The 11,458-nt window shown below is 48.1% G+C and carries 6 protein-coding genes and 1 pseudogene; 2 read left to right on the forward strand and 5 right to left on the reverse strand.

Going from position 1 to position 11,458, the window contains the following annotated elements:
• Both smc and NC796_RS23640 read left to right on the forward strand, forming a co-directional pair.
• A complete protein-coding gene (gene smc, locus NC796_RS23635; protein ID WP_310688283.1) occupies positions 1 to 3,519 on the forward strand; it encodes a chromosome segregation protein SMC in 3,519 nt (1,172 codons plus the stop codon).
• Between the two features lie 30 nt (positions 3,520 to 3,549).
• Positions 3,550 to 5,055, forward strand: coding sequence for a hypothetical protein (locus tag NC796_RS23640; protein WP_310688284.1), 1,506 nt, complete (start codon positions 3,550 to 3,552; stop codon positions 5,053 to 5,055).
• A gap of 186 nt (positions 5,056 to 5,241) precedes the next feature.
• On the opposite strand, the gene NC796_RS23645 is transcribed toward NC796_RS23640, so the two are convergent.
• The 5 genes and pseudogenes from NC796_RS23645 to NC796_RS23665 all read right to left on the reverse strand — a co-directional run.
• The gene (locus tag NC796_RS23645; RefSeq protein WP_310688285.1) at positions 5,242 to 6,636 is read right to left on the reverse strand and encodes a mandelate racemase/muconate lactonizing enzyme family protein; all 1,395 of its coding nucleotides are present in this window, start codon (positions 6,634 to 6,636) and stop codon (positions 5,242 to 5,244) included.
• A 384-nt stretch (positions 6,637 to 7,020) separates the two neighbouring features.
• A complete protein-coding gene (locus NC796_RS23650; protein ID WP_310688286.1) occupies positions 7,021 to 8,418 on the reverse strand; it encodes a mandelate racemase/muconate lactonizing enzyme family protein in 1,398 nt (465 codons plus the stop codon).
• Between the two features lie 79 nt (positions 8,419 to 8,497).
• Positions 8,498 to 9,631 (reverse strand): mandelate racemase/muconate lactonizing enzyme family protein, encoded by a 1,134-nt coding sequence (locus NC796_RS23655; protein WP_310688287.1) that lies wholly within the window; start codon positions 9,629 to 9,631, stop codon positions 8,498 to 8,500.
• Positions 9,632 to 9,956: 325 nt separating this feature from the next.
• Complete coding sequence (locus tag NC796_RS23660; RefSeq protein WP_310688288.1) at positions 9,957 to 11,117, reverse strand: bile acid:sodium symporter family protein; 1,161 nt, start codon at positions 11,115 to 11,117, stop codon at positions 9,957 to 9,959.
• 90 nt (positions 11,118 to 11,207) lie between these two features.
• Positions 11,208 to 11,458 (reverse strand): annotated as a pseudogene (locus NC796_RS23665) (aldehyde dehydrogenase (NADP(+))); the annotation flags it as partial.

The raw sequence follows: 11,458 nt of genomic DNA on the forward strand, positions 1-11,458 counted from the left end.
ATGTATATATCCGAACTTGAATTACAGGGTTTTAAAAGTTTTGCCTACAAGACCAAGGTAAAGTTTGACAGTGGTATAACAGCTATTGTCGGCCCCAACGGCTGTGGAAAGTCCAACATCGTGGATTCCATGCGCTGGGTACTGGGAGAACAGCGCCCCACCCTGCTTCGCTCTTCAACCATGGCCAACGTCATTTTCAATGGCACCGCACAGAAAAATGCCCTTGGCATGGCGGAAGTCTCCCTCACATTTATCAACAACAAAGGTTTGCTGCCTACGGAGTACAGCGAAGTTACTATTACGCGCCGTCTCTATCGCTCCGGGGAAAGTGAATATCTAATCAACGGCACCACCTGCCGGCTAAAGGATATCAACGAGCTTTTTATGGACACCGGCATGGGCTCAGATGCCTATTCGGTTATTGAGCTCAAGATGGTTGAGGAGATCCTGAATGACAAGAGTGATCGCCGCCATCTTTTTGAGGAAGCCGCTGGCGTGACCGGCTATAAAGAGAAACGAAAAAAGACGTTCCGGAAGCTGGAAAGCACCCAAAAAGATTTGCAGCGCGTAGAGGATATCCTTGTTGAAGTTCGCAAGAATACACGATCGCTGGAGCGGCAGGCTGACAAAGCCCGAAAGGCCAAGAAGTATCGCAAAGAGCTGGAGCATCTCGACAAGGCGCTCAGCAAGCACCAGTACCAGAACATCCAGGATGAACTGGAACCGTTGCAAGGGCGTATCAAGAATGCCGACAAGGAGAAAAAGGAGATCCAGGCTAACCTTGAAGAGCTGGAAGAGGCCGAGGAGACTGCCCGCAACCTGCTTACAGAAAAAGAACGCGAACAGGCAGAGGCACAACGCCGTGTCTCACAATTGCAGAGTACAATTCGGGATGCCGAGACAGAACTGCAGATCACCCAGGAGAAGATCAGCAATGAAAAAGGGGTCATAAAGCAGTATTCAAAAGATATTGAGCAGGCCGAGACAGACCTGGAAGAGCTCCGTGAAATTTTTGAGAGCACCAACAACAAACTTGAATCTTTCTACGATGAATTACGGCGAGCCGAGAAGAATCTTTCCGGCTCCAAAGAGAAGTATTCGGAGATTCAGCAATCCTTCACTTCCGAACGCAATGAACTGAACAAGCTTGAACAGCAGCAGAGCAAGACCAACCGCGAGCTCAGTGAGCTGCAGAACAAGCGGATCCGAATTGAATCGCGTCTTGAAAACACAGAAGAGGATCTGCAGCGAATTTCCAACGAGATATTTGATTTAGAAGAGCAGATCCGAAATCTAAAGCAGGAGCGCAGCGGGCTTCAGAAAAAGGTGGAAGATGCGCGCGAGGAGCGCGACGAGATAGAGAATATGATCTCCCAGGCCCGGCAGCAGCGGCAGGATCTGAGTGAAAAACGTGATGAACTTAAGGATGAAATCCGAAGCTACCAGAGCAAGCTGGACTCCATCCACTCGGAGATCGATCTTTTGCAGGATATCGCCAACTCCAACGAGGCGTTCCCCTCCAGCGTGCTGTATCTTTTGGAGCAACACCAGGATCAGTTTGATCTGTTGGATGTGGTTTCTAATGTATTGGCTACCGATGAACAACATTCCGTGGCCCTGGAAAGTGTGCTGGGCAATGCCCTAAATTTTGTGGTTGTTAATTCACTTCAGGCTGCACGCAAGGCCGCTGCCATCCTCAAAGAACAAGACAAAGGACGTGCCACCTTCATACCGCTAAATCAGCTGGCTAATGATCATGAAGTGATGAACGGGGCCCTTTACCACCAGGTTGAGACCGAGCAACAGTTTGACGCTCTCAACAAACTTTTGCTCGGTAATGTCCTGGTTTTTGACTCAATCGAAGAGGCTTATGATTCACTTGCCGGCACCCGAAATATTGGCGTAACCCTGGATGGCGAAGTGATCACCTCCCACCAGTTTTTCCAGAGCGGCAGCAAGAGTAAAAATGCCGGCATGCGGGTGGGACTCAAGGACAAAATTGAGAAACTGCAGGAGAAGGCCCAAAAGACACAGACCAAGATGGAGGCCTCGCAGAATGAACTGGAGGAGGTCACCCGAAAGTATGAATCGATCAACGTTCAGGAGCTGGAGCAGGAGCTAAAATACGGGGAAAACAGGCTCCGTCAGGTGGAGCAAAAGATCAACAGTGCTACCTCAAAGATCCAGATTTATGAAAAGAATATCGGTGAGCTCAAAAACCGTCGCCAAAATAAAATAGACAGCGAGGATTCCGCACAGGAAGAACTGCAGGGGATTGAACCACGCCAGAAGGAACTGAAAGAACAGCTGGCTGAAATTGAGCTGAAGCAAAAAGAAAAACGGGAATCACTCGAACAGCTGGAAGAAGAACGCTCTATCGCACAAAGCCGCTACAATGATGCCCAGCTGACGCATCAGGATATGAAAAACAAGGTGGAGAACCACGAGCGGGAAATCAAGCGCGCCGAGGAGGGTATAAAAAGCCTCAAACAGCGGCTTACTCAACGTTCTGAACGCAAGGAAGAAGCGAAGTCACGCATTAAAGAATACAAGAAGAAAATTGAAACGCTGGAACAGAAACTCGGTGAGGCACGTGAACAGAAAGAAGAAGCGGACGAGAACCTGGAGAAAGCTCAAGAAGCCAATGCCAAACAGCGAGGACGCATCAATGAAATTGAGAAGGACTTGAAAGAACTGCGCCACCAGAAAGAGGTCAATATGGAGCTGGTTCACCACCTCGACAAAGCGCATGAAAAGTTTGAAATGCAGGCCGAAAACGTCACAGATCATATCTGGGAAACCTACGGTATCCTGATGGACCAGATTGGGGAGGAGCTCCCGGAGGACAAGGAGCCGGACGAGGCCAAAGAGCGCATTGCCTGGCTGAAGCAGAAGTTAAATAAAATCGGGGAAGTAAATCCCCTGGCGATTGAGGAGTTCGAAGAGGAGAAGGAACGACTTGAGTTTTATGAAGAACAGATCAGTGATCTCCAAAAAGCGGAAGAAGAGCTCCGGGAGACGATCAGCGAGATCAATAAAAAAGCCACTGAACAGTTCAACGAGACGTTCGAGCAGATACGGTCCAACTTCCAGGATGTATTCCACACGCTGTTCAATGAGGATGACTTTTGCGATCTCGTTATAGAAGAAGATGTGGAGGATCCGCTGGAGGCCAAAATTGAGATCAAGGCAAATCCGCGCGGCAAGCGTCCTTCCAGCATAAACCAGCTTTCCGGTGGTGAAAAAACGTTGACCGCTATCGCCCTGTTGTTCGCAATCTACCTTGTGAAGCCCTCTCCCTTCTGTGTGCTTGATGAGGTCGACGCTCCCCTCGATGATGCCAATATCGAACGCTTTGCAGCGATGATTAAGCGATTCAGCAATGATACCCAGTTCATCATCATCACCCACAACAAGAAGACCATGAGCAAGGCGGAGATGATGTACGGGGTCACTATGCCAGAAACTGGTATCAGCCGTCTGGTGGGCGTGCAGATGGATGAAATTCCAGCGGGATAATTTCGCTATCAGCGATTTCAACTTACGACTATGAGAGCATGCGCTTTTCTCAATGATCCAAAACTCCTTTCGCTTATCTTTTTGTTATGGATTGGTGCTGCATCCCCTCATCCTTCCCTGGCCCAGATAAATGACGAGTGGACCTCCGAGTTTTCCACAGTGGGGATTTTCTCCTCTCCCAGGGCAGCTGATCTGGATCTTGATGGAGTAAAGGATCTTATTGTGGGGGCCGGGCGACTGGAATTTCAACAAACTGACAGTGCCGTTATTGCTGTTTCAGGAGCAACCGGAGAAATGCTTTGGAATGTATCCGCCAGAGATCAAATATTTGGTTCTGCTGTGCTGAAAAGAATAAATAAAGACGACGTTCCGGATGTGGTAATTGGTGGACGATCTGCCGTTCTGAAAGCGATCGACGGGAGGAACGGTCACATTCTCTGGGAATTTTTCCCGGATGCCGACAGCCTCGAACTCAACACCCGGGGCTTCTTCAATTTCTACAACCCTCAGTTTATTCCAGACCAAAATAGTGATGGCAAAGATGACATTTTGGTATCCAACGGGGGAGATGTGACGGCTGCTCCCGATGATCTTGATCGGCCAGCGGGCAAACTAATGATTATCGATGGACAGCTTGGGACCCTACTGTACAGCGCGATGATGCCCGATGGCAAAGAAACCTACATGTCGCCCCTGGTTGCCCGAATGCACCAGGAAGAAGAGGAGCTAACGATTATATTTGGTACGGGCGGTGAAACCATCGGCGGACACCTGTACAGTACCACCCTGAGTGCCCTGAAAAATCAGGACATCTCAGGGGCTGCGATCCTTGCTTCAAGCGAAAGCAAAGGATTTATAGCGCCTCCCGTGCTTGCCGACATAACTGGTGACGGGTATTATGATATCGTAGCTAATGCTGTTGACGGAAGGATGTTGGCGGTCAATGGCAGAAACAACAAGATGCTCTGGCAAACCACCATCGAAAATGCAGAGGCGTACAGCTCTATTGCGGTGGGACACTTTGATAGTGACAGCACGCCGGATTTTTTCTCGACGTACGGGTTGGGCGCCTGGCCCGACCTGTTGGGCTCCAAACAAGTGATGGTCAATGGGAAGACCGGGGAGATTACATTCCAGGATTCGGTCGGAATCCTGCAGACAAGCAGCCCTGCTGTTGCCGACTTCAATAGTGACGGCTTTGATGATGCCCTGCTCAGCGTTAATTTTGTAATCGTCGAAAAGAGAATTTTCAAGATAATGCACAACATGCTTGTTGTCTTCGATTTCCATAAAGACAACATTTATCAACTTTCCGACTATCAGCCCGGCGTAAACCTCTCCTCAACACCCTGGGTGGGAGACCTGGATGGAAACGGGAAGCTCGATATCGTTTTTTGCAGCATGACTGAAACTCGCAATACCACTTCCATGAATGGCTTCAGAATGACCCGATTAAGCACAGATATCGTGATCACCTCAGAAATAAAATGGGGAGCCTACATGGGCAGCGAGTACAATGGAATATACAATGAATAAACCACTGACTTGTGTTACAGAATTACCCATTTAACGTGGGTTTGATATAAGAGCCTTACACGTGGACAATCGGCACGGTTCAATTCCCTCCTTGAGGAGGGTGCCTAAATTCCGTGGATTTTCGGAATTTGGGCGGGAGGTGTTCTTCACCCTTAACCCATCCAAGAAACAGTGAGAAATGCGAGTTTAACTCCACAACCGGTCCCAGGATCGCATCTCATCCCACTCGGGTGTCGGCGCAAACAGCTCTTCTCCCTCAATGAGATATTTTTCTACCACATCTTCATTGAGTTCTACGCCTAATCCCGGTGTCTCCGGCACTTTTACATATCCATCCTGCACAATCGGTTTTTCAACCTTGGTCACCAAGTCCTCCCACTCAGGGTTGTCGACAGCGTGATGCTCCAGCCACATAAAGTGCTCCGTGGCAGCCGCACTGTGCACACATCCCATGAATGAGACCGGTGAGGCCGCGTGATGATGCATAAACGCCACGCCATTTTGAGCGGCATAATCACCAATACGTTTGGTCTCTAGTATGCCACCCGCCGTATTCGGGTCGGGGTGCACAATTCGGACCGCCTGCTTGTCGATGAGCTCTTTGAAGCCGCCTTCCAGCATGTAAATGTCTTCACCTGTCTGTGTAGGCGTGGTTGTGGATGTAGTAATCTCCCGCCACTGATCTGTGTAGAACCAAGGGATCAGGTCTTCCATATAGGCCAGGCAATACGGCTCTGCAGCGCGCGCAAGCTTTATCGCCTCGTTGACACCAAAGTGTCCCCAGTGATCGGTGCCCATTGGAATTTCATACCCGATCTGCGAGCGCATTACATCCAGGTATTCCATCAGCCTGTCGATCCCCTTTTCAGTAATCTGAACCCGTGTAAAGGGATGCTCCGTCCGATTATAGCCAGTGTGCTCATATTGCCAGGGTCGCAGATCCCCATCCGGTGCATTGACGACGGTGCCCGGAATACCCTCCAGCAGGTTGATCCCGATATCCATCTTCAGTGCCGTATAGCCCTTGTCGATGCGAGCCTGCATCCTGTTGGCATACTCCTGTGGATCCTCAGAAACAGTGGTATCACAGTAGACCCGAACGCGATCGCGATACTTGCCGCCCAGCAGCTGGTAAACCGGCACGCCGTATGCCTTGCCGGCCAGGTCCCACAGTGCCATCTCCACCCCGGATACCCCACCGCCCTGCCTGCCGTGGTGCCCAAACTGCTTGATTATTTTGAAGAGCCGCTCCACGTTGCATGGATTCTCTCCCAACAGGCGACTTTTCAACATCAATGCGTATTTTTTGCTTGCTCCATCACGTACGTCACCGTGTCCCACAATTCCCTGGTTGGTATAGATGCGAATGATGGGCGTGCGAAACACCACGTCGCTGATCTCTGCTATTCGCAGGTCTGTTATCTCCAGGTCAGAAGGATTGGAATTTCGGTTTATATTCTGTGTTGCATAGGCCAACTGGTCCTCTATCGGGGCCAGGGTCATCCCGGCCAGGCTAAGTCCACCAAGCCCCATCTTCTTGATAAAATCCCGTCGACCATCCTTGTTTTTTTGATTTTCCATAGTACTGTTATTTGTCTTTTTAATTATTGCTTATTAACGCGATATCCCACTTGGTTCTCGTCATTCCTACTTTACTCAAAACTCATGCAGTTTCAATTTCTAAACTATCCTTACGTTTTTAAAACGAATGCCCTTTCGTGAACATAATCACCCGGGGTGATTTTTTTATTTCACCCGGGGTAAATTTATAAATCACCCCGGGTGAAGTGACCAAAACATAGTTAAAGCTTTTTACTTTGATCCCAATAACTTGACTATCCTTTGGTATTACTGGTTTAAAAGAACACCCAGCCCTTTCACAGGCTGGATGTTTCTACAATATGGACACTTAGGGAAAATTGGCCAACCCTTAGGGCTGACCTGTCCAGGTATCATGCTCTTATTTTAGCTCCACAGCCGGTCCCAGGAACGCATTTCGTCCCATTCAGGAGTGGGAGCAAAAAACTCGGCTCTATCTTCCAGGTGCTCTTTCACCACTTCTTCATTCAATTCTACTCCAATGCCCGGGTTATTCGGCACGGTGATGTAGCCATCCTCAACAATCGGCTTGTCGATTCCGGTGACGAGATCCTCCCACCAGGGATCGTCGACCGAGTGATGCTCCAGCCACATAAAATTTTGCGTAGCTGCCGCACTGTGCACACTGCCCAGAAACGATACTGGTGAAGCCGCATGGTGCATCATCATTGCAATACCGTTCTGCTCGGCATAATCCCCAATTCGTTTGGTCTCCAGGATACCGCCCGCTGAGTTCGGATCGGGATGTACAATGTTCACGGCTTGGCTGTCAATTAAAGGCTTGAATCCTTCCAGGCCATAGATATCCTCCCCCGTCAGCGTGGGTGTTGTGGTGGACTCCGTAATCTCCCGCCACTGGTTCGTGTATTGCCATGGAATCAGGTCTTCGACATAAGCCAAGGTGTAGGGCTCTACGGCGCGAGCTATTTTGATCGCCTCATTCACTCCAAAATGTCCCCAGTGATCGGTGCCCAATGGTATTTCATAACCGATCTTCTCGCGCATGACAGCCACATATTTGACCAGTTCTTCAATGCCCTTCTCGGTTATTTGTACTCTCGTAAAGGGGTGCTCCGTCTGTCCATAACTGCCGTGTTCCGGGTACCATCCCCGCATTCCCCCGGGTTGATTCTCCCAAAATTCCGCATTAACCAGTGTCCCGGGAATATCAGCAATTAGGCCGATACCCACATCCATCTTCAATGCGGTGTAGCCTTGGTCGATACGTCCTTGCATCCGTTCTGCAAACTTTTCGGGATCGGCCACCGTTGGCGTATCGGCGTACACACGTATTTTATCCCGATATTTTCCGCCCAGCATCTGGTAGACAGGGACGCCATAAGCTTTGCCGGCCAGGTCCCACAGGGCCATCTCTACCCCGGACACCCCACCGCCCTGACGTCCATGAAAGGCGAACTGTTTGATAATTTTAAATAACCGCTCCACGTTGCAGGGATTTTCTCCCAAGATCCGACTTTTCAGCATTAGGGCGTAACGAGGATCGGCGCCGTCCCGCACATCCCCATGCCCCATAACTCCCTGGTTTGTGTAAATGCGGATGATTGGGGCGGCATCATCCACATGGGCAATCCGCATATCAGTTATTTCCAGGTCTGACGGGCTGGAATTGCGATTTATATTTTGGGTTGCTTGTGACAGCTGATCTTCAATTGGCGCCAGCGTCAACCCCGCCAGGCTCAGTCCCCCCAAGCTCATCTTTTTGATAAAATCCCGACGACCATCTTGACTCTTTTTATTTTTCATAACTGTGGTATTTTTATTTCAAACTATTGAAGGAATACCTCCCGATTAATGACGTTCAAAACAGGCTATTACTGAAAACTTAGCCCCACCACTCTTCCCCTTCGAGCAAATATTCCTTGAGCAGATCTTCATTCAAATCAAAACCAAAGCCGGGACGGTCACTCAGCTGGATATATCCGTCTTTAATCAACTCCTTGTCATAGCCAAGTATTTGCGGATCTCCATTCATAGACCAGTTTTCACCAAAAGGAAATATTTCATGAGCTAAAAACTCGCGAACGGAGGCTGCCCAGTTGGCAGAGGCGACAGTCGCTATTGGTCCCGCAACATTGTGTGTGGCAACAGGTATATAGTAGGTTTCTGCCAGATCAGCTATCTTTTTTGCTTCCAACAATCCACCGGCCATAGAAACATCGATCTCAATTTTATGTACACCTGCATTCACAATAAATGGCCTGAAATCTTCGCGACGATATAAATTTTCTCCACATAGAATAGGTATTGGAGACTGTTCGGTAAGCCTTGTCCACTGTTCATTGTAAGCTATTGGCATGGGGTCTTCCATCCACCATGGCCTTACATCCTGTACTGCCCTGGCGAGCCGAAGAGCACTATCAAAATTGAGTTCCCAATGGCAGTGAACAGCAATATCAATATCAGATCCAAGAGCATCACGCAGGTTTTGATATCCCCTTGCATTCATATCAACCTCCGCATTGGACAGTTGCCGGTTTTCAAGTGAACGCAGCCAATGCTGATCTCTCAACATATCTACCTTGACGGCCGTATACCCTCCGTTTTCGACCATTTCAGCATATTCTGCGCAAGAATCTTCATTAAGCATATCTTCAGGACGGGAAGAAAGGTAAGCTCTCACTTCATCTACATGAGAACCTCCGCCAAGAATTTTCCGTACCGGTTGCCCCGTAGCTTTTCCTATAATGTCCCAAAGAGCCATTTCAACGCCTGTCACCGCATGCGTAGCTATTCCATGATTACCTCCATAAAAAGAGGTATTTGTACTCATTCTGAAAACGAGTTGCTCAAGGTCAAAAGGATCCTCACCTTCCAAAATGGGCTTGAACACGTTCAAAATAATATCCTTTGCTCCGTGTCCCTGAGAATCATGGTGACATTCTCCAATACCGGAAATACCGGCATCTGTCTCAATTTTTACCAGGGGACTCACCCTGGCGCCCAGATTAGTGAGCATACATTTCACATCTGTTATTTTAACCCTGTTAGCCTCCGACCGTGCCAAGGCGTCAAAATATGGTATGCTCAAAGCAGGCACTGCCAGAGCCAATCTTCTTAAGAACCTACGTCTATCCATAACATACCCATCCCTCAATTATTAAAGATCCAACACATTAGATTAATCAAGCGTTACTACTGCCGAACATAAGAATTGTGTCAATCTTCCAAATTCTTATGTTTTATATCATGTTCTAAAACAACCATCCCTTTAGTTGCAGAAAAGCTAATCACCGCACTTATACAAGTCTTGAGAAATCACGGTTTAGAGTCACTATCATCATCTACGAGCTCTCCTCCACCACCTCGGTATCTTGATCTTTCTTTGAACCTTCCTCTACCAACGACTTTCGACGCCACCAGTTTGCAAGAGTTGAACCCGAGACATTCATCCATGAACCAAAGATAACCGAAGGAACACCGATAGTAGCAATTTTACCCATTTCAACTGCTATACCCGAGGCCATGCCAGCGTTTTGCATACCCACCTCAAAGGCGATGGTCCGACAAGATTTTTCATCCAATCCAAACAGGCGACATCCCCAGTAGCCGAAAAAGTAACCGGACAAGTTATGGATTATTCCAGCTATGATAATTAAAAATCCGAGCGTTAATATAGAATCGCGTCCCCCAGCCGTCATAATTCCCAGAATTATAACAATGCCCGCCATTGAAATAACCGGCATAATATCGTCCAGCCACTTGGCCTTTCCATGCAGATAACGATTGAACAGTACACCAAGCACAACAGGGACAATAATCATATTGATGATGCTCCACATCATTTCCAGGAAATCGATCGGCACGAATTGTCCGGCCAGCAGTTGCATTAAAAGTGGAGTAACAAGTGGTGCCAACAGTGTTCCAATGGCAGTTAAAGTAACAGATAATGCGAGATTAGCCTCTGCAATATACGTCATCACATTTGAAGCCACACCACTGGGGGAAGACCCTATTAATACCACTCCCGCAGCAATTTCTGCAGAAAAACCGAAGCTTAATGCCAGCGTGATTCCAAGAATAGGCATAATGGTAAACTGGCATATAAGACCCACAAGAACCCCTTTGGGCATTTTTACTACTCCAACAAAATCCTTGATACTCAGAGAAGTTCCCATCCCAAACATAATTATTTGTATAAGAGGTACAATGAGAACGCTCAACTCAAAACCACCAAGTTCTGTAAATGGAGCTGGATAAAACATTGCTGCAGCAACCGAAGCAAATACCCAAATAGAAAAGGCAAAGTCTCTTAAAATGGTATCAGTACCCCGTACTCCAATAGCTAATGAAACAAACATCGTGACGACAGCTGCCCCTATTACATCAGAATTATAACCAAGCCCTAGTAATACAAAAATTGAAACGAAACTTATTGCACTTAAATACTGCAATATCTTGTAGAAAATATTGCCCCGACTACCATTATCTTTCTTTTCCATCATATCAATATTTATTTATTTGTAAATATTCTTTTCACTGTGCTTTCCCTTCATATGTAGACTGCTTTAACTAAAATAATTTCTCATTTACTACTATTTCGTACGCTCCCCGTTGACGAGTCGCCAGATACCCAGCGGGTTGTCTGCTTTGAGCTCATCCGGCAGTTGCCCCTCCGGGAATCCCTGGAAGCAGACCGGGCGTGCAAACCGCTCAATAGCGGTTGTACCCACAGAAGTACTCCGGCTGTCAGTGGTTGCCGGGAATGGTCCCCCGTGCACCATGGCGTGATTGACTGCTACCCCAGTCGGGAAGCCGTTGAAGATCAGGCGACCGACTTTTCGTT

The organism is Aliifodinibius sp. S!AR15-10, assembly GCF_031569985.1.
Classification (GTDB): domain Bacteria; phylum Bacteroidota; class Rhodothermia; order Balneolales; family Balneolaceae; genus JAMQKA01.

Coding starts and splice junctions, on each gene's coding strand:
- smc (WP_310688283.1), top strand. CDS start 1: ATGTATATATCCGAACTTGAATTACAGGGTTTTAAAAGTTTTGCCTAC.
- NC796_RS23640 (WP_310688284.1), top strand. CDS start 3,550: ATGAGAGCATGCGCTTTTCTCAATGATCCAAAACTCCTTTCGCTTATC.
- NC796_RS23645 (WP_310688285.1), bottom strand. CDS start 6,636: ATGGAAAATCAAAAAAACAAGGATGGTCGACGGGATTTTATCAAGAAG.
- NC796_RS23650 (WP_310688286.1), bottom strand. CDS start 8,418: ATGAAAAATAAAAAGAGTCAAGATGGTCGTCGGGATTTTATCAAAAAG.
- NC796_RS23655 (WP_310688287.1), bottom strand. CDS start 9,631: ATGCTCACTAATCTGGGCGCCAGGGTGAGTCCCCTGGTAAAAATTGAG.
- NC796_RS23660 (WP_310688288.1), bottom strand. CDS start 11,117: ATGATGGAAAAGAAAGATAATGGTAGTCGGGGCAATATTTTCTACAAG.